16 protein-coding genes and 1 pseudogene are annotated in these 17,467 nt (G+C 71.2%); 6 read left to right on the top strand and 11 right to left on the bottom strand.

Features of this window, described 5'->3' with window-relative positions:
* The 5 genes from ABZ826_RS08445 to ABZ826_RS08465 form a co-directional block, all read right to left on the bottom strand.
* The gene (locus ABZ826_RS08445) at positions 1 to 1,197 is read right to left on the bottom strand and encodes an acetylornithine transaminase (protein ID WP_361444165.1); all 1,197 of its coding nucleotides are present in this window, start codon (positions 1,195 to 1,197) and stop codon (positions 1 to 3) included.
* Entirely contained in the window at positions 1,194 to 2,096 is a 903-nt protein-coding gene (gene argB / locus ABZ826_RS08450) for an acetylglutamate kinase (RefSeq protein ID WP_361444168.1), read from the bottom strand. Before argB ends, ABZ826_RS08445 begins: the two co-directional genes overlap by 4 nt.
* Positions 2,093 to 3,247 carry a bifunctional glutamate N-acetyltransferase/amino-acid acetyltransferase ArgJ gene (gene argJ, locus ABZ826_RS08455; RefSeq protein ID WP_361444171.1) on the bottom strand — a complete coding sequence of 385 codons (1,155 nt, stop codon included), beginning with the start codon at positions 3,245 to 3,247 and terminating at the stop codon, positions 2,093 to 2,095. Before argJ ends, argB begins: the two co-directional genes overlap by 4 nt.
* Positions 3,244 to 4,272: an N-acetyl-gamma-glutamyl-phosphate reductase gene (argC, locus tag ABZ826_RS08460; protein WP_361444174.1), complete on the bottom strand. Its 1,029-nt coding sequence runs from the start codon at positions 4,270 to 4,272 to the stop codon at positions 3,244 to 3,246. Before argC ends, argJ begins: the two co-directional genes overlap by 4 nt.
* A gap of 64 nt (positions 4,273 to 4,336) precedes the next feature.
* Positions 4,337 to 6,124 carry a glycoside hydrolase family 15 protein gene (locus tag ABZ826_RS08465; RefSeq protein WP_361444391.1) on the bottom strand — a complete coding sequence of 596 codons (1,788 nt, stop codon included), beginning with the start codon at positions 6,122 to 6,124 and terminating at the stop codon, positions 4,337 to 4,339.
* Positions 6,125 to 6,364: 240 nt separating this feature from the next.
* Here ABZ826_RS08465 and ABZ826_RS08470 point away from each other — a divergent pair, with 240 nt between their 5' ends.
* From ABZ826_RS08470 to ABZ826_RS08480, 3 genes are all read left to right on the top strand, one after another.
* Positions 6,365 to 6,862: a peptidylprolyl isomerase gene (locus ABZ826_RS08470; RefSeq protein ID WP_361444177.1), complete on the top strand. Its 498-nt coding sequence runs from the start codon at positions 6,365 to 6,367 to the stop codon at positions 6,860 to 6,862.
* 177 nt (positions 6,863 to 7,039) lie between these two features.
* The gene (locus tag ABZ826_RS08475) at positions 7,040 to 7,540 is read left to right on the top strand and encodes a hypothetical protein (protein ID WP_361444180.1); all 501 of its coding nucleotides are present in this window, start codon (positions 7,040 to 7,042) and stop codon (positions 7,538 to 7,540) included.
* 79 nt (positions 7,541 to 7,619) lie between these two features.
* Positions 7,620 to 8,363 carry a Clp protease N-terminal domain-containing protein gene (locus ABZ826_RS08480; protein ID WP_361444183.1) on the top strand — a complete coding sequence of 248 codons (744 nt, stop codon included), beginning with the start codon at positions 7,620 to 7,622 and terminating at the stop codon, positions 8,361 to 8,363.
* A gap of 343 nt (positions 8,364 to 8,706) precedes the next feature.
* On the opposite strand, the pseudogene ABZ826_RS08485 reads toward ABZ826_RS08480, so the two are convergent.
* The 3 genes and pseudogenes from ABZ826_RS08485 to ABZ826_RS08495 all read right to left on the bottom strand — a co-directional run.
* A pseudogene (locus ABZ826_RS08485) lies at positions 8,707 to 9,074 on the bottom strand (serine hydrolase domain-containing protein); the annotation flags it as partial.
* A 155-nt stretch (positions 9,075 to 9,229) separates the two neighbouring features.
* On the bottom strand, positions 9,230 to 9,805 hold the full coding sequence (locus ABZ826_RS08490; protein WP_361444186.1) for a histidine phosphatase family protein: 576 nt from the start codon (positions 9,803 to 9,805) through the stop codon (positions 9,230 to 9,232).
* 187 nt (positions 9,806 to 9,992) lie between these two features.
* Positions 9,993 to 11,450 (bottom strand): PLP-dependent aminotransferase family protein, encoded by a 1,458-nt coding sequence (locus ABZ826_RS08495; RefSeq protein ID WP_361444189.1) that lies wholly within the window; start codon positions 11,448 to 11,450, stop codon positions 9,993 to 9,995.
* Between ABZ826_RS08495 and ABZ826_RS08500 the strand changes: the two genes are divergently transcribed.
* Entirely contained in the window at positions 11,449 to 12,402 is a 954-nt protein-coding gene (locus tag ABZ826_RS08500) for a DMT family transporter (RefSeq protein ID WP_361444192.1), read from the top strand. The two genes, ABZ826_RS08495 and ABZ826_RS08500, sit on opposite strands and share 2 nt — an antisense overlap.
* Before the next feature lie 86 nt (positions 12,403 to 12,488).
* On the top strand, positions 12,489 to 12,701 hold the full coding sequence (locus tag ABZ826_RS08505; protein WP_361444195.1) for a DUF1918 domain-containing protein: 213 nt from the start codon (positions 12,489 to 12,491) through the stop codon (positions 12,699 to 12,701).
* A gap of 131 nt (positions 12,702 to 12,832) precedes the next feature.
* On the opposite strand, the gene ABZ826_RS08510 is transcribed toward ABZ826_RS08505, so the two are convergent.
* Positions 12,833 to 14,125 carry a family 10 glycosylhydrolase gene (locus ABZ826_RS08510; RefSeq protein WP_361444198.1) on the bottom strand — a complete coding sequence of 431 codons (1,293 nt, stop codon included), beginning with the start codon at positions 14,123 to 14,125 and terminating at the stop codon, positions 12,833 to 12,835.
* 198 nt (positions 14,126 to 14,323) lie between these two features.
* Here ABZ826_RS08510 and ABZ826_RS08515 point away from each other — a divergent pair, with 198 nt between their 5' ends.
* On the top strand, positions 14,324 to 15,184 hold the full coding sequence (locus ABZ826_RS08515; protein ID WP_361444201.1) for a 3-hydroxybutyryl-CoA dehydrogenase: 861 nt from the start codon (positions 14,324 to 14,326) through the stop codon (positions 15,182 to 15,184).
* A 72-nt stretch (positions 15,185 to 15,256) separates the two neighbouring features.
* Here ABZ826_RS08515 and ABZ826_RS08520 read toward each other — a convergent pair whose 3' ends face one another.
* On the bottom strand, positions 15,257 to 15,787 hold the full coding sequence (locus ABZ826_RS08520; protein ID WP_361444204.1) for an NUDIX domain-containing protein: 531 nt from the start codon (positions 15,785 to 15,787) through the stop codon (positions 15,257 to 15,259).
* 97 nt (positions 15,788 to 15,884) lie between these two features.
* Positions 15,885 to 17,234: a transcriptional regulator gene (locus tag ABZ826_RS08525; RefSeq protein ID WP_361444207.1), complete on the bottom strand. Its 1,350-nt coding sequence runs from the start codon at positions 17,232 to 17,234 to the stop codon at positions 15,885 to 15,887.
* Positions 17,235 to 17,467: the final 233 nt, after the last annotated feature.

Below are 17,467 nucleotides of genomic sequence, written 5' to 3' on the forward strand. Positions count from 1 at the left end.
TCATTCTCCGGATCGTCCGTCCCCTTTTGCCGCGTCGAGGGCGCCGGGCAGAGCCTGGAGGAGCGCGTCCACCTCGGTGTCGCCGATGACCAGCGGCGGCATGAGCCGCAGGACATCGGGGGCGGGCGCGTTCACCAGGATTCCGGCTCCCTGAGCCGCCTGTTGCACCTGTGGCGCGAGGGGCTCGGTGAGCACGATACCCAGCAGCAGCCCGGAGCCTCTGACGTGGGAGACCAGAGGGTGCCCCAGCCCCTCCACTGCGTCCCGGATCTTCTCGCCCAGCCGCTTCACCTGGTCCAGGGCGCCATCGGCCGCCAGGGTGTCCAGGACGGCGAGACCGGCGGCGCAGGCGATCGGGTTCCCGCCGAACGTCGTGCCGTGCTGGCCCGGCTTCAGCAGCTCGGCCGCCGGGCCGAACGCGACGGTCGCGCCGAGCGGCAGACCGCCGCCGAGCCCCTTGGCGAGGGTGACGACGTCGGGCTCCACGCCCTGGTGGGCCTGGTGCTCGAACCAGTGACCGCAGCGGCCGATGCCGGTCTGCACCTCGTCGAGGACGAGCAGGGCGCCGGTGGCCCGGGTGATCTCCCGGGCGGCCTCCAGGTATCCCGCGGGTGGCACGACCACGCCGTTCTCGCCCTGGATGGGCTCGATGATCACCAGCGCGGTGTCGGTGGTCACGGCGGCCCGCAGCGCTTCCGCGTCGCCGTACGGGACGTGCGTGACGTCGCCGGGCAGCGGGAGGAACGGCTCGCGCTTCGTGGGCTGGCCGGTCAGGGCGAGCGCGCCCATGGTCCGGCCGTGGAAGCCGCCGTCGGTGGCGACCATGTGGGTCCGCCCGGTCAGCCGGCCGATCTTGAAGGCGGCCTCGTTGGCCTCGGCTCCCGAGTTGGCGAAGTACACCCGGCCCTCTCGGCCGAAGAGCTGGAGCAGCCGTTCGGCGAGCGCGACGGGCGGCGGCGCGATGTAGAGGTTGGAGACATGGCCGAGGGAGGCGATCTGGGTGGAGACGGCCTTGATGACGGCGGGGTGGGCGTGGCCCAGCGCGTTCACCGCGATGCCGCCGACGAAGTCGAGGTACTCGGTGCCGTCGGCGTCCCACACGTGGGCCCCCTCGCCGCGGACGAGGGACAGCTGAGGAGTGCCGTAGTTGTCCATCAGCGCGTGCTGCCAGCGCTGCGAGAGCTCCTGGTTGCTCATGACTCCCCCTGTGCGTCGGGCACGACCATCGTGCCGATTCCTTCGTCGGTGAAGATCTCCAGCAGGATCGAGTGCTGGACCCGGCCGTCGATGACCCGCGCGGTCTCGACGCCGTTGCGCACGGCGTGCAGGCAGCCCTGCATCTTCGGCACCATGCCGCTGGACAGCTCCGGAAGAAGCTTCTCCAGCTCGCCGGCGGTGAGACGGCTGATCACGTCGTCGCTGTGGGGCCAGTCCTCGTAGAGACCCTCCACGTCGGTGAGGACCATCAGTGTCTCGGCGCCGAGCGCGGCGGCGAGCGCGGCGGCCGCGGTGTCGGCGTTGACGTTGTAGACGTGGTGGTCGTCGGCGGAGCGTGCGATGGAGGAGACGACCGGGATCCGGCCGTCGTCCAGCAGCGCCTGGATGGCTCCGGTGTCGATGGCGGTGATCTCGCCGACCCGGCCGATGTCGACGCGTTCACCGTCGATGGTCGGCCGGTGCTGGGTGGCGGTGATCGTGTGGGCGTCCTCGCCGGTCAGGCCGACGGCGAGCGGGCCGTGCTGGTTGAGCAGGCCGACGAGCTCGCGCTGGACCTGTCCGGCCAGCACCATCCGTACGACGTCCATCGCCTCGGGCGTGGTGACGCGCAGACCGGCCTTGAACTCGCTGACCAGGCCCTGCTTGTCGAGCTGGGCACTGATCTGCGGGCCGCCGCCGTGCACGACGACCGGCTTGAGGCCGGCCTGCCGCAGGAAGACCACGTCCTGGGCGAAGGCCGCCTTCAGCTCCTCGTCAACCATGGCGTTGCCGCCGAATTTGATGACGACGGTCTTGCCGTTGTGCCGGGTCAGCCAGGGCAGCGCCTCGATGAGGATCTGCGCCTTCGGGAGTGCGGTGTGCTTCCGCGCCGCGGTCATGAGCTGTACGCGCTGTTCTCGTGGACATAGTCCGCGGTGAGGTCGTTGGCCCAGATGACGGCCGACTCGGTGCCGGCGGCCAGGTCGGCGGTGATCTCCACTTCCCGGTAGCGCATGTCGACGAGGTCGCGGTCCTCGCCGACGCTGCCGTTCTTGCAGACCCACACGCCGTTGATGGCGACGTTCAGCTGGTCGGGCTCGAAGGCGGCCTTCGTCGTACCGATCGCGGACAGGACTCGGCCCCAGTTCGGGTCCTCGCCGTGAATGGCGCACTTGAGGAGGTTGTTGCGGGCGATGGAGCGGCCCACCTCGACGGCGTCGTCCTCGGTCGCGGCGTTGATCACCTCGATCCGGATGTCCTTGGAGGCGCCCTCGGCGTCACCGATCAGCTGCCGGGCGAGGTCGGCGCAGACGGTCCGTACGGCCTCGGCGAACTCGCCCTGCTCCGGGGTGATCCCGCTCGCGCCGGAGGCCAGCAGCAGCACGGTGTCGTTGGTCGACATGCAGCCGTCGGAGTCGACCCGGTCGAAGGTGGTGCGGGTGGCGGCGCGCAGCGCCGTGTCCAGTGCCGGGGCGTCCACGTCGGCGTCGGTGGTGAGGACGACGAGCATGGTGGCGAGGCCCGGGGCGAGCATGCCCGCGCCCTTGGCCATGCCGCCGACGGTCCAGCCCTCGCCGCCCGCGACGGCGGTCTTGTGGACGGTGTCGGTGGTCTTGATCGCGATGGCGGCCTTCTCGCCGCCGTGCTCGCTCAGCGCGGCGGCAGCGGTCTCGATGCCGGGCAGCAGCTTGTCCATCGGGAGCAGGGTTCCGATCAGCCCGGTCGAGGCGATCGCGATCTCGCCGACGCTGTGACCGGTGAGGACCTCGGCTGCCTTCTCGGCGGTGGCGTGGGTGTCCTGGAAGCCCTGAGGTCCCGTACAGGCGTTGGCACCGCCGGAGTTGAGGACGACGGCGCTGACCTCGCCGCCCTTGAGGACCTGCTCCGACCAGAGGACGGGGGCGGCCTTGACGCGGTTGGAGGTGAAGACACCCGCGGCGGCGCGGCGCGGACCGCGGTTGACCACGAGGGCGAGGTCCGGGTTACCGCTCTCCTTGATTCCCGCGGCGATGCCCGCCGCCGAGAACCCCTGTGCTGCCGTGACACTCACGGTGCGACTCCGATCGTGGAAAGACCTGTGTCCTCGGGAAGTCCGAGGGCGATGTTCATGCTCTGCAGGGCACCGCCGGCGGTGCCCTTGGCGAGGTTGTCGATGGCGCTGACGACGACGATCCGGCCCGCCGCCTCGTCGTACGCGACCTGGATCTGCACGGCGTTGGAACCGACGACGGCGGCGGTGGCGGGCCACTGCCCCTGCGGAAGCAGGTCGACGAACGGCTCGTCGGCGAACGCCTTCTCGTACGCGTTACGGACGGACTCGGCGCTGACGCCCGGCTTCGCCTTCGCGCTGCACGTGGCGAGGATGCCGCGGGGCATCGGCGCCAGGGTCGGCGTGAAGGACACCGTGACCGGTTCGCCGGCGGCGGCGCTGAGGTTCTGGATCATCTCGGGGGTGTGCCGGTGGGCCCCGCCGACGCCGTACGGGGTCATGTTGCCCATCACCTCGGAGCCGAGCAGATGCGGCTTGGCCGCCTTGCCCGCCCCCGAGGTGCCCGAAGCGGCGACGATCACGGCCTCGGGCTCGGCCAGCTGGGCCGCGTACGCCGGGAAGAGCGCGAGCGAGACGGCGGTCGGATAGCAGCCGGGCACCGCGATGCGCCTGGACCCGGCCAGCACCGCGCGCCCGCCCGGCAGTTCGGGCAGGCCGTAGGGCCAGGTCCCGGCGTGCGGCGAACCGTAGAACTTCTCCCAGTCCGTGGCGTCCTTGAGCCGGAAGTCGGCTCCCATGTCGACGACGAGCACCTGGTCGCCGAGTTGCTCGGCGACGGCGGCGGACTGCCCGTGCGGAAGGGCGAGGAAGACGACGTCGTGGCCGGCGAGGACCTCGGGCGTGGTCGGCTGGAGCACCCGGTCGGCGAGCGGCCGCAGGTGCGGCTGCAGCGCACCGAGCTTCTGTCCCGCGTTGGAGTTGGCGGTGAGGGCCCCGATCTCGACCTCGGGGTGGACCAGCAGGAGACGGAGCAGCTCCCCACCGGCGTATCCGCTCGCCCCTGCCACCGCTGCACGTACCACCATCGAAATCCTCCTCGTCGATGGCATGACTATACGCAGCTATGCACTTTTATGCAAAGACTCTGCCCTAGCCGAGCGCACGGTCGAGATCGAAGGCCGCGCTGATCAGCGCCAGGTGGGTGAAGGCCTGGGGGAAGTTCCCGCGCTGCTCCCCGGTGTGGCCGATCTCCTCCGCATACAGACCGAGGTGGTTGGCGTACGTGAGCATCTTCTCGAATGCGAGTCGGGCCTCGTCCAGGCGGCCGGCGCGGGCCAGCGCCTCGACGTACCAGAACGAGCAGATCGAGAACGTGCCCTCGTCGCCCCGCAGTCCGTCCGGGCTGGCCTCCGGGTCGTAGCGGTAGACCAGCGAGTCGGACACCAGGTCCTCGCCCAGCGCGTCCAGCGTGGCGAGCCACTTCGGGTCGGTCGGGGAGACGAACTTCGCCAGCGGCATCATCAGGAGGGACGCGTCCAGGACATGGCCGTCCTCGTACTGGACGAAGGCGTGCCGCTCGTCGGACCAGCCATGGCGCATGATCCGGCGATAGATCGCATCCCGGGCCCGCCCCCACCGCACGATGTCGGCGGGCAGGCCGCGATGCTGGGCCAGCCGCATGGCGCGCTCGATGGCCACCCAGCACATCAATCGCGAGTAGAGAAAGTTCTTGCGCCCGCTACGCGTCTCCCAGATCCCCTCGTCGGGCTGGTCCCAGTGGTCGCACACCCAGTCGACCACCTCGCTGATGCTGTCCCAGTGCGCACTGGAGATGGGCTGCCCCCACTTGTTGTAGAGGTAGAGGGCGTCGGTGAGCGCCCCGTAGATGTCCAGCTGCAACTGGCCGACGGCATCATTGCCGACGCGTACGGGGGCCGAGCCCCGGTACCCCTCGAGATGGGTCAGCTCGCGCTCGGGCAGCTCACGGCGCCCGTCGATGCCGTACATGATCTGCAGCGGGCCGGTCGCCCCGGTCACTTCGAGGGGGACATGCTCGGAAAGGAAACCCATGAAGGCCTCGGCCTCCTCGGTGAAGCCGAGCCTGAGCAGCGCATACACGCAGAACGCCGCGTCACGGATCCATACGTAACGGTAGTCCCAGTTGCGCTCGCCCCCGATGCGTTCGGGCAGGCTGGTGGTCGGCGCGGCGATGATGGCGCCGGTCGGGGCGTAGGTGAGCAGCTTCAGAGTAAGGGCGGAGCGGTGCACCATCTCCCGCCAGCGACCGCGGTACCGCGACCGGGACAGCCACCGCCGCCAGTACCCGACAGTGGCGTTGAACTGCTGCTCCGCCTCGGCCAGCGGGCAGAAGCGGGGTACCACGTCGCCGCCGACCCGGTCGAGGGCGAAAACCGCGGACTCGCCCTCGTGCAGCTTGAACAGCGACCATACGTCCGGGCCGGAGACCTCCAACGGCACACTCGACGTCAGCGCGAGAGTGAGTGAGGGCGATTCGAAGACCGCCTGGCCATGCTGTACGTGCACAGTGTGCGGCTGCGCCCCGTACTCGAAACGGGGGGCCACACGGGCGCGGAACGGCAGCGATCCGCGGACGCACACCACGCGGCGGATCAGACGGTGCCGGTCGGCCTCGCGCGAATCGTCGAGTACCGGCATGAAGTCCTGGACCTCGCCGACCCCGTCCTCCGAGAAGAAGCGGGTGATCAGCACATTGGTGTCGGGGAAGTAGAACTGCTTGGTACGCGTCGGGGCGTCCGCCGCGAGCTCGAAGTACCCGCCGCGGTCGGCGTCGAGGATCGAGGCGAAGACGCTGGGTGCGTCGAAGCGCGGGCAGCAGTACCAGTCGATGGTGCCGTTGCTGCCCACCAGCGCCGCGCTGCGCAGATCGCCGATCAGGCCGTGCTCGGCAACCGGCAGATAGCGGGGCGCGCCGACACCCGGGGATGCACCGAAAGCGCTGAACGTCCCGGTGCTCGCATTGGCCTCCACAGTCACAACGGACCTCCCTGAGCCTGCGCACCCCCTGTTCAGGCTAACCAGTAGTCGACGTGCAGGACAGCGGGCGCCAGGGCCGCGGTGTCCACCCCTGCCGTGCCAACGGGCCCGATACCCTGCCCGCCCGTCGGCTCCGGGCGCGTCGATGTCAGGATGGTTTCCATGACGAGCAAGGTTTACTTCGACATCACCATCAACGACGAGCCCGCCGGGCGGATCACGTTCAAGCTGTTCGACGACGTCGTGCCCAAGACCGCGGAGAACTTCCGCCAGCTGGCCACCGGCGAGAAGGGCTTCGGCTACAAGGGGTCGTCCTTCCACCGGATCATCCCCGACTTCATGCTGCAGGGCGGCGACTTCACCCGGGGCGACGGCACCGGCGGCCAGAGCATCTACGGGGCCAAGTTCGCGGACGAGAACTTCAAGCTCGCGCACACCAAGCCGGGCCTGCTGTCCATGGCCAACAGCGGCCCCCACTCCAACGGCTCCCAGTTCTTCATCACGACCATCGTGACGTCGTGGCTGGACGGCAAGCACGTGGTGTTCGGCGAGGTCGACAACCAGGAGAGCATGGACCTGGTCAAGAAGATCGAGGCCCTCGGTTCGCAGAGCGGCCGGCCCTCGGCGAAGATCACCATCGCCGACAGCGGAACCCTCTGACCCGTACGCGGGATCACCGACACGAGCGCGCCGTCCGACGGACCCCGTCGGACGGCGCGCTCCGTCGTACCGGGCGGGCGATGGTGCGCCCGCGCCGCACCGGCCGGCCTCGGCCGACGGACCGGCCGATTTCGGCTGACAGGCCGAACGCGCGCCTTCGCTCGATACGGTGTCGGGATGGGGAACGTATTTCATGGCGGGGGCCGCAGTCTGTCCATGTCCAACGGGGGCACGGACGTCTTCGTCGATGTGCTCATGCTGGCCGTGTCCGATCTTGCCGAGAGCTCCTGGGACCACCGCTTCGCCACCCTGTTGGCCTGGCAGGACCAGAACATCATGGGGCGCGGGACGGTCGGGTTCGATCTGGAGGACATCGATTGGGGCCGCTCGCCGCACGAGCGGGCCGCGGCGAAGGACTTCGTCCTGCGGGTGCTCGATCTCGCGTTGCGCAGGCACCGGTGGGACGAGCTGGACTACGAACCGCCGTTCGCCGAGGACTGCCTGCGGCGGTACCGGGACATGGTCGAGACGTTCGATCCGGCCGGTGCCGAGCGGCGGCGCTGCCGTTCCCCCTTCCCCGGCCCGGAGGAGGCCGCCATGGCCTCGTGCGTGCGGCACCGCGTCCTGTGCGCGCCGGACCATCAGGAGGGCTGCGTCTTCTGCACGGCACTGCTCTGAACCCCGCCGCCGCACGACGTTCGCCGCCCACCGTCAACCACCGGTTGACAGCGGGGGTCTGTCAACCTACGGTTGACGCATGGTGAATCCCGTACGCATGACCAATCCCGTGCGCCTCGACGAACTGATCGAGGCCATCAAGAAGGTCCACACCGACGCCCTCGACCAGCTCTCCGACGCGGTCATCGCCGCGGACCACCTCGGCGATGTCGCCGACCATCTGATCGGGCACTTCGTGGACCAGGCCCGGCGGTCCGGCGCTTCCTGGACGGACATCGGGAAGAGCATGGGGGTGACCAGGCAGGCGGCCCAGAAGCGGTTCGTCGCCAAGAACCCCGGCGAGCCGTCGGACCTCGACCCCAGCCAGGGGTTCAGCCGCTTCACCGAGCGGGCCAGGAACGTCGTGATGGCGGCGCAGAACGAGGCCCGTGCGGCGGGCAACGACCAGGTACGCACCGCGCACCTGGTCCTGGGGCTGCTCAGCGAGCCGGAGGGGCTCGGCCCGGCGTTCATCAGGGCCCAGGGCGTCGCGCCGGACGACGTCCGCCGGGCCGCGGCGGAGGCACTGCCGGCCGCGGCCGACGCGGTGCCGGAGATCATCCCGTACGACGCCGGGGCCCGTAAGGCGCTGGAGCTGACGTTCCGGGAAGCCCTGCGGATGGGCCACAACTACGTCGGCACCGAGCACATCCTCCTGGCCCTGCTGGAGCAGGAGGACGGCGCGGGCGTGCTGACGGGTCTCGGCCTCGACAAGGCGACCGCCGAGACGGCGCTCGCCGAGGCTGTCACACTCGTCGCCGGCGCCTCGAACAAGGAGGCCTGACCGGCCAAGGATGCCTGACCGGCACCGGACCGTCCGGGGCACGTGCGACGGGGCAGGGCCCCCTGCCGGGCGACCGTTGCCCTTGGGACCACTGTCGGACATCCCTCGCCCACGGGCCGCTGCCCGCGACCCGGCCGACCCCGTTGGTCGGGTCACGGGCAACGGGGTCGGCCTTCACGACCCGGGCGTGGTCGCGAAGGCCGATGCCGGGGCTCGGGGACGATGGCGGATGCCGCCGCGCGACGAGAGGGTCGGCGGGGTCCGAGGAGGTCCCCCGACGCCGACGCGGCGGCGCGGCGTGAATCGCGGCGCCGGTGGACACGCTCGACGACCCCCTCGGAGAGAGCCCGGCCGGCCCGGCGCGGAGCGAGAGCAGATGGCGCACGAGCGCGGCCTCCTTGCCCGCTGCGGCGAATTCCGGCCAGTACGCGGCGACCGGGGCATCGAGGTCGAGCAGGCCCCGGTCGACGAGGATGTGGGCACACAGGGCGGTCGGCCCCTTGGCAGTGGACCGGACGTTGACCAGGGCCTCCCGCTCCCAGGGGCGGGTGCGCGCGCCGTCGGCCCAGCCGCCCCGGGGGTCGCCCACGGGCTCTCCGTCGACCAGCACGGTCACGGCCGCGCCCAGTTCCCCCGCTCCCGGAAATTCGCTTCGAACGCGCCGCGAACCGCGGAGAACCGGTCGTCGCAGTGGCCGTGGATCTGCGGCACGGTGGCCTCGGCCTCCTCACCCCGGGCATGCCGGTGGACTCGACGGACACGCAACGTGCCGACCCGTCGGACCGGCGGGAAGACTCCGCGCACCCGAGCAAGCGGGGCGGTCGGCGGGCTCCCGCTTCGAACCCGAGCCCGCGACAGCGGGGCGGTCAGCAAGCTCCTGCTTCGAGCCTGAGGCTCCAGCGGCCCGGCATGCCGGTGAGCGTGACCGTGGACAGAGGTCGGACATCGACGTTCCAGTACGCCGACGGCGGGGCCTTGAGCGCGTAGACGAGGGCGGCCCGGACGACCGCCGGTTCGGCGACGGCGACGATGGCCCCGTCGCACGCGGGGCGGGTGTCCAGCCAGCCCCCTATGCGCGAGATGAAGGCGAGCAGCGGTTCGCCACCGTGCGGGGCGGAGCGCGGGTCGGCGAGCCAGGCGTCGACGGCCGCGGGTTCGCAGGCCGCGACCTCGGCGAGGGTGCAGCCGCGCCAGCGGCCCATGTCGCAGTCGCGCAGGGCCGGCTGGACGAGCGGCGCGTAGCCGAGGGCCTCGCCGGTGGCGCGGGCGCGCGGGGTCGGTGAGCAGTAGCGCAGTTCGGCGGCGCCCAGGGGCACGAGGGCGTGCGCGACGAGCTGCACCTCGTGCCAGCCGGCGTGGTCGAGCGGCCGGTCGTCGTCGAAGCGCTCGGCGAGCAGGGCGGAGCTGCGCGCCGCGGCGACGAGCGAGACTCGAACAGTCATGGCGGCGATCGTGGAGCCGAACGCCACGCGGGTCAAGAGTGTCTTCGCCGGCGCTTCCGGCTCGGCCGAGCCGGAAGCGCACCCACCGGTTGAAGTGCTTCCGTGGCTTGAAGCCGCCCTTGCCGTGGACGCCGTGGACACCCTCGGCGGGTGCCGGTGGGGGCATGACGTCACGTCCGGCCGGGGTTCATACCCCGAAGCCGGTCAGGACCTCGTCGCAGGCGGTACGCAGACGGTGCACCCCGTCGGCGATCTCGGCCGCCCCGGCGACCGTGGCATAGCTCAACCGGATGTGCGAGGACGGGGGTTCGGCGCAGAAGTACGGGCGGCCGGGTGCGATGGCCACGCCCGCGCGCAGTGCGGCCGAGACCACCGCGGACTCGTCCGTGCCGGCTTCCGCCTCGGGCAGGCGCAGCCACAGGCTGCCGCCGCCCGCGGGAACGAGGGGGAGCGTGAGTGTGGGGAGCTCCAGCCGCAGAGCCGTGGTCATGGCGGTGCGCCGGTTCCTCAGCTCGGCCGATACGGCACGCAGGTGGTGACCCCACGCCGGGGAGCCGACCAGTTCGAGCGCGGCCTCCTGAAGCGGCCGGGGGACGAAGAAGCTGTCGACGATCTGAATGGCCCGCAGCCGCCCCAGCACCGGGCCGCGCGCGGCGAGCGCACCCACGCGCAGGCTGGGCGAGGTGACCTTGGTGAGGGAGCAGACATGGACGACCACACCGTCGGGGTCCTCCGCTGCCAGAGGTGCGGGCAGCGGCCCGGCGTCGTCGTGGACCAGGCGGCGGGCGAAGTCGTCCTCGACGACGAAGGCCCCCGCCGCACGTGCGATCCGGACGACGTCCCCGCGCCGCTCGGGAGCGAGGACCGCTCCGGTCGGGTTCTGGAAGAGCGGCTGACAGACGAAGACCCGGGCGCCGGTGGCCCGGAACGCGGCGGCGAGCAAATCCGGCCGTACGCCGTCGGCGTCCACGGGCACCGGTACGGGCCGCAGGCCGGTGGCGCGGGCGGCGGCCAGCATGCCCGGGTAGGTGGGTGATTCGACCAGGACCGGGGCGCCGGGCGGGGCGAGCGCGCGCAGGGCGACGGCCAGGGCGCTCTGGCCACCCGCGGTGATCAGCACGTCGGCCGCGGTGACGGCGGGCCCGATCTCCCGGGCGAACCAGGCCCGCAGCTCCGTCAGCCCGTCGGTGGGCGGGCGGGCCCAGGCGCCGGGACGGCGACCGGCCCTGGCGAGGGCGGCGGCGAGCGCCCGCTCCGGCTGGAGCGAGGAGTGGAGGTAGCCGCCGTTGAGCTCGATGACACCGGGCGGCGGCGCGGCGAGCGTGACCAGGACGCCCGAGGCGTCGACGGTACGCGGCACCGCTTCGGGACCGCCGTCGCCACTGAGCGAGACCTCCTGCCAGGAGGTGTCGCCCGGCGGGGGCACCTCGGTGCGGGGCCGCGCCCGGAAGGCACCGGAGCCGGGCCGGGTGACGACGAGGCCCTCGGCGGCGAGCTGGGCGATGGCCCGGGAGACGGTGACCGGGCTGACCCGGAACCGCTCCACCAGGGCCCGGCTGGACGGCAGCTTTCCACCAGGTGAGTAGCGGTTCAATTCACTACGAAGAGATTCCACCAGTTCAGCGACACTGCTACGCTCTTGCATGAGAGTCAAAGATAGCGCTACTCGCAAGAGCACGATAGCGGTTGCTTCATCGGCAGCCCCAACGACGGCCGCCGGTACGGCGAACCGTGGGGGTGTGGCTCTCGCCGGACTCGGCGTGGTCGCCTTCTCACTGACCTTCCCGTCCACCGCCTGGGGTCTGGAGAGCTTCGGCCCCTGGTCGCTGGTGTCGCTGCGCACCCTGCTCGCCGCCGTGATCGCGGGCGGTGCGCTGCTCGCGGGGCGGGTCCCGGTGCCGGACCGCCGGCACTGGGCCGGGCTCGTCGTGGTCGCAGCGGGCGTGGTGGTGGGCTTCCCGCTGCTGACCACGCTGGCGCTGCAGACCTCGACGACCTCGCACGCGGCCGTGGTGGTGGGGCTGCTCCCGCTGACCACCGCGGTGTTCTCCTCACTGCGGACCGGCGCGCGGCCGCCGCGCGCCTTCTGGATCGCGGCGCTCGCCGGGGCCGGTGTGGTGATCGCGTTCACCGTGCAGCAGAGCGGTGGCTCGTTGTCCGGCGGTGATCCGTATCTGTTCGGTGCGCTGCTGGTGTGCGCGGCGGGGTACACCGAGGGCGGCAGGCTGGCCGGGGTCATCCCGGGCTGGCAGGTGGTCGGCTGGGCGCTGATCCTCTGCCTGCCTCTGGCGGTCGCGGGAGCGGCGGTCGCGCTGCCGTCGGAGCCGGTACGGCTGACCGCACACGGAGTGCTCGGCCTGGTCTGGGTGGCCGCCGGGTCCACCTTCCTCGGCCTGTACATCTGGTACCGCGGGATGGCGGAGATCGGAGTGCCGCGGGCCAGCCAGCTTCAGCTCGCGCAGCCCTTGCTGACCCTGGTGTGGTCGTTCTTCCTGCTCGGCGAGAAGGTCTCGGCCGCCGCTCCGGTGGCGGCGGTCGCGGTACTGGTCTGCATCGCGGCCACCCAGCGGGCGGGACGTGCCCGCCGCGCCGGATGAGAGTCTCGCTCCTCCACCGGGCGAAGTCGCCGTTCGGTCATAGACTTGTCGACAAGGACCGCCACCCCGTGAGGAGGTCACTCCCGATGGAGGCACACGCGGGCGACCGGCTGCTGACGCACGGCAGGACCGTGGGGCAGCACGACCATGTCGCAGAAATCGTCGAAGTGCTCGGTGCCGGGGGTACTCCCCCGTACCGCGTCCGCTCCGAGGACGGGCACGAACACCTCATTTCACCCGGTCCCGACAGCGTCGTGCAGCACGCCGCCGTCCGGAAGCAGGCGCCGAAGACCTCGTAGCGGCCTTCGGCGGACGCGCTGCTCCTCGCCCCCCGGGACCTGGGCGGGCCGACGGGTTCCCGACGGCCCGCCCACAGCGCTCGGTGCGTCCCCTCCGCTTCTCCTGTCGGCGGGGTGGACGCATTCTTCTGTCAGCGGGGTGGACGCACCCTGTTGCGGTAGTGATCGGCGACCACCCGGGCCATGGCTCCGTTCCGGTCGGTCACCACGTCCTTGCCGGAGAAGTAGACATGGCCGCGCACCTGGTCGTGGTCGGCGGCGAAGTCGAGGTGGCGGGAGAGTTCGGCCGGGTCCTGCCAGGCGGCGGGCTGCGCGGGGTCACCGGCCTTGTAGAGGGCCTCGCCCACGAAGAGATCGACGCCCGTGCCCCGTACGACCTCGCTCCACCAGGGCAGCAGCTTGGCGTAGTCGGCGGCGGCGAAGCCGATGTTCCAGTAGATCTGCGGGCAGATGTAGTCGATCCAGCCCTTCTTGATCCAGCCGCGGGTGTCGGCGTGCAGATCGTCGTAGGTCTGCACCCCCGCCTTCGTGTCGGAGCCGAGCGGGTCGGTCGCGGCGTTGCGCCACACCCCGAACGGGCTGATTCCGAACTGGACGTCCTTCTTGATCTTCTTGATCCGCTCGGCCGTCTCGCGCACCAGCTTGTCGGTGTTGTCGCGCCGCCAGGCGGCCTTGTCCGGGAAGCCGGCGCCGTATTTCGCGTACGTGGCGTCGTCGCCGAAGACCTGCCCGGCCACCGGGTACGGGTAGAAGTAGTCGTCCCAGTGCACGGCGTCGATGTCGTAGCGGCGGACCGCGTCGAGCATCGCGTCCTGGACGAAGCGGCGTACCTCGGGGATTCCGGGGTTGTAGTAGAGCTTCCCGCCGTACGGCAGGACCCAGTCGGGGTGCAGCCGGGCGGGGTGCGTGGCGACCAGCCGGGACGGGTCGGTGTGGTTGGCGACGCGGTACGGATTGAACCAGGCGTGCAGTTCCAGGCCGCGGTGGTGGGCCTCGCGAACGGCGGTGCCCAGCGGATCCCAGCCGGGGTCCTTGCCCTGCGCTCCGGTGAGGTACTCGGCCCACGGCTCGTAGGGGGAAGGCCACAGCGCGTCGGCGGTCGGCCGGACCTGGAGGATCACGGCGTTCATCCGTCGGTCGACGGCCTCGTCGAGATAGGCGATCAGCTCGGCCCGTTGCGCGGCCGCCGTCAGTCCGGGCTTCGACGGCCAGTCGAGGTTGGCCACGGTGGCGACCCACATGCCGCGCAGTTCACGCCGGTCGACGTGGTGACCGCCCCGGCGCGGCGGCGCGCCCGTCCGCCCGGAACCGCCCTGCCGGGACGGAACCGCGACGGCCGCACCCGCCGTGGCGACCGTGCTCACCACAGCCGCGACCACACCGGCCGCACCCGCCACAAAGCCTCTTCGGGCCATTTGCCGCATATCCCTGCACCTGCCGTTTCTCTGTCCTCGTCGTCAACATCCGTCGCCCCTGTATTCAGGCGTAACGCAGAGCATGCCCGCCCCGGCCCGTGATGACCCGTAGGCCGCGGAGTAACGTCGTGGGGTCGGGGCGGGCACCGGAATCAGACGGGAACCTGCGACACGGAGAACAGCGAAAGGCACGAGGTGACGGACTCTATGGCCGACATTGCACGCGTCGGAGTGGTGGGCTGTGGCCAGATGGGCGCGGGCATCGCGGAGGTGTGCGCCCGCAGCGGTCTTGAGGTCATGGTGGCCGAGACCACCGGCGAGGCGCTGGAGATCGGCCGCACCCGGCTGCACAACTCCCTCTCGAAGGCCGCCGAACGAGGCAAGATCACTCCGGAGGAGCGCGACGAGACACTGGCCCGGCTGAGCTTCACCACCGACCTCGGAGAGTTCGCCGACCGCGATCTCGTCATCGAGGCGGTCGTGGAGAACGAGCAGGTCAAGATCGAGATCTTCCAGGTGCTCGACCAGGTGGTGACCCGGCAGGACGCGATCCTCGCCTCGAACACCTCCTCCATCCCGCTGGTGAAGCTGGCCGTGGCGACCTCCCGTCCGGACCAGGTCATCGGCATCCACTTCTTCAACCCGGCCCCGGTGCAGAAGCTCGTCGAGCTGATCCCCGCGCTGACGACGTCCGACGAAACGGTGAAGCGCGCCGAGGCCCTGGTGCAGGACGTCCTCGGCAAGCACCCGATCCGCGCCCAGGACCGCTCCGGCTTCGTCGTCAACGCGCTGCTGATTCCGTATCTGCTCTCCGCGATCCGGATGTTCGAGTCGGGGATCGCCAGCCGTGAGGACATCGACAACGGAATGGAACTCGGCTGCGCCCACCCGATGGGCCCGCTCAAGCTCTCCGACCTGATCGGTCTCGACACGGTGGCCTCCGTCGCCGACTCCATGTACGCGGAGTTCAAGGAGCCGTTGTACGCCGCTCCCCCGCTGCTCCAGCGGATGGTGGACGCGGGCCGGCTCGGCCGCAAGACGGGCTCGGGCTTCTACCCGTACTCCTGACTCCTGACTCGTGCCCGTACGGGGCCGGCCGGGGCGATCCCCCGTCCGGCCCCGTCCGTGGTTCAGGGCGCCTCACCCCAGCCGCAAGTGATGGAGCATCATCAGCCCGGCCGCCATGCCGGCGGCCGGGACCTCGCCGCGGGCGATCAGCTCGGGCACCAGCCTGAGCGGTATCCACTCACGGCGCGAGGACTCGAAGTCGTCGCTGGGATGACCGGTCCAGCCGGCCTCCTCGGACCAGTAGAAGTGGTGCCGGGCGTCGGTGAGGCCGTTCGACGGCTCCACGGTCAGCAGCGGGCGCAGCGGGCCGGGGCGCCAGCCGGTCTCCTCCTCCATCTCCCGGGCGGCGGCGGCCGCGATGTCCTCGCCGTCCTCGACCACCCCCGCGGCCAGTTCCCACCCCCAGCTGTCGGTGATGAACCGGTGGCGCCAGAGCAGCAGCACCTCGTCGGCCTCGTTGACGGCGGTGGCCGCCGCGACGGGCCGGAGCCGGATGAGGTAGTGGTCGAGATGACGGCCGTCGGGGATGACCACATCGGCCAGGTTGACCCGGAACCAGCGATTCTCATACACAGTTCGTTCGTTCAGATTCGCCCATTGCACAGTTTTGCCACCTTCCGACAAGTAGGTGGCAACATCGCAGCAGGATCGGCACCGGAGGGGAACATACCGGTACCCGCGGGTCCACGCGCGGCGGTACTCACAGCGGTACGCGCAGCGCCCCGTCGATCAGTTCGGCGGCCCGCCCCGCCTCGGCACAGCCGCTCGCGATCAGTTCCTCGCGCACCGCGCGCAGCCGGTCGCGCAGCCGCTGCGACTCCATGCCCCTGGCCCGTTCCGCCATCTCCACGGCCGTGGCCGCGGCCCGGTCCGCCTCGCCCTGACGCAGCTCGACATGGGTCAGCATGGCCAGCCGGTGCACCCGGCCCCGGTCGTGCGCCGGGGTCCGCACGGCCGTCGCCGCGTGCTCCCGGGCCCCCGGCAGATCGCCGAGGCTGAGCAGGGCCTCGGCCACCTGCACGTCGACCAGGCCCGGCTGAACGTACCCGGTCTCGTCCGGTTCATGGCCCGGCCGGATGCGTTCGGCCTCCGACTCGGCACGCCGGATGCACTCCAGGGCGCTGCCCGCGTCCCCGATGCGGGCGTACGCCTTGGCCTGCATCGCGTACAGATCGGCGGCCAGCGCCGGAGTGATGTGCCCGCCCGCGGCCCGCAGCGCCGCCTGCGCGAAGGCCACCGACTGCCGGTAGTCGGCGAGGAACAGCGACTGGTTGACCAGCAGGGCGATGACATATCCGCCCAGCGCCCGGTCCCCGCTCGCCTTGGCCAGCCGCAGCGCCTGGTGGAAGTAGCGCTGGGCGAGCCCGTGCGCGTCGGAGTCGTAGGCGCAGATGCCCGCGACCGCCACCAGCCCGCCCGTCGCCCGGTGCAGTTGGCGCCCCGTCGCGTCGCTGTAGCCGCCGCGCAGCAGCGGCGCGGTCTCGGCGTTGAGGAAGCCGACGATGCGGGACCGGGTCGCGATTCCACCGGCCCTGCGGTACATCAGTTCGTAGTGGGCACGAGCCGCACGCAGCATCACTATGTCGGCCATGCCGACGCGGGTGGCGCCGCCGCGGGAGACGTCGGCGTCCTCGGGCGGGTTCTCCCACTCCCAGACGGGCATCACCGCCATGGTGCCCGTGACGGCGGCCGAGGCGAGTGTGTGCGGGCGCTGCTGTTCGTCGGTGCGCCACAGCGCGGTGGCCCGCTCGACGAATCCGGTGAGCGTGGACGCGGGCACGGCCGCGCCGGCGCCCGGGGTCGCCATACCGATGTCGTCCAGCGAAAGAGGCCTGTTCAGCCGGTTCCCGAGCACTTCGCAGATCAGGTCCGGCACCTGGCCGCGCGGGCGCTGCCCCTTCAACCAGCGGGCCACCGCGGTGTGTTCGTACCGCAGGCACAGTCCGCGGGAGCGGCCGGCCCGGTTGATGTGCGCGGCGAGGCCCGCCCGGGACACCCCCGCCTCCTCGATCAGGGTCTCCAGCAGAATGTTCGGCTCCGTCGCCCCCATGCGCCCCTCCGGTGGTTCGGCACGCCGAGGCGTGTCGCACCAGTGGAGCACGATTCACACGAGGTGTGAACGGAATGCCCCAACCGTCCCGCTGCGCACGCTGTTGCACCGAAGCGCGGATCGGTTGAATCAGTCGTCTCGCAAGAGGCGGCCGGGTCGTCTGCTCCCCCTCGTACAGTCGACGACCCGCACCCGCGCCGTCCTTCTCCGCCGTCCTGCCCGATACTCCGTGG

This window comes from Streptomyces sp. NPDC047515 (genome assembly GCF_040643055.1).
Taxonomy (GTDB): domain Bacteria; phylum Actinomycetota; class Actinomycetes; order Streptomycetales; family Streptomycetaceae; genus Streptomyces.

Bases quoted from the DNA above. Each gene is read 5' to 3' on its own strand.
- ABZ826_RS08470 (WP_361444177.1), top strand. From the start codon at position 6,365: ATGACGAGCAAGGTTTACTTCGACATCACCATCAACGACGAGCCCGCC.
- ABZ826_RS08475 (WP_361444180.1), top strand. From the start codon at position 7,040: ATGGGGAACGTATTTCATGGCGGGGGCCGCAGTCTGTCCATGTCCAAC.
- ABZ826_RS08445 (WP_361444165.1), bottom strand. From the start codon at position 1,197: ATGAGCAACCAGGAGCTCTCGCAGCGCTGGCAGCACGCGCTGATGGAC.
- ABZ826_RS08525 (WP_361444207.1), bottom strand. From the start codon at position 17,234: ATGGGGGCGACGGAGCCGAACATTCTGCTGGAGACCCTGATCGAGGAG.
- ABZ826_RS08495 (WP_361444189.1), bottom strand. From the start codon at position 11,450: ATGCAAGAGCGTAGCAGTGTCGCTGAACTGGTGGAATCTCTTCGTAGT.
- ABZ826_RS08510 (WP_361444198.1), bottom strand. From the start codon at position 14,125: ATGCGGCAAATGGCCCGAAGAGGCTTTGTGGCGGGTGCGGCCGGTGTG.
- argB (WP_361444168.1), bottom strand. From the start codon at position 2,096: ATGACCGCGGCGCGGAAGCACACCGCACTCCCGAAGGCGCAGATCCTC.
- ABZ826_RS08490 (WP_361444186.1), bottom strand. From the start codon at position 9,805: ATGACTGTTCGAGTCTCGCTCGTCGCCGCGGCGCGCAGCTCCGCCCTG.
- ABZ826_RS08500 (WP_361444192.1), top strand. From the start codon at position 11,449: ATGAGAGTCAAAGATAGCGCTACTCGCAAGAGCACGATAGCGGTTGCT.
- ABZ826_RS08505 (WP_361444195.1), top strand. From the start codon at position 12,489: ATGGAGGCACACGCGGGCGACCGGCTGCTGACGCACGGCAGGACCGTG.
- ABZ826_RS08515 (WP_361444201.1), top strand. From the start codon at position 14,324: ATGGCCGACATTGCACGCGTCGGAGTGGTGGGCTGTGGCCAGATGGGC.
- ABZ826_RS08480 (WP_361444183.1), top strand. From the start codon at position 7,620: ATGGTGAATCCCGTACGCATGACCAATCCCGTGCGCCTCGACGAACTG.
- argC (WP_361444174.1), bottom strand. From the start codon at position 4,272: ATGGTGGTACGTGCAGCGGTGGCAGGGGCGAGCGGATACGCCGGTGGG.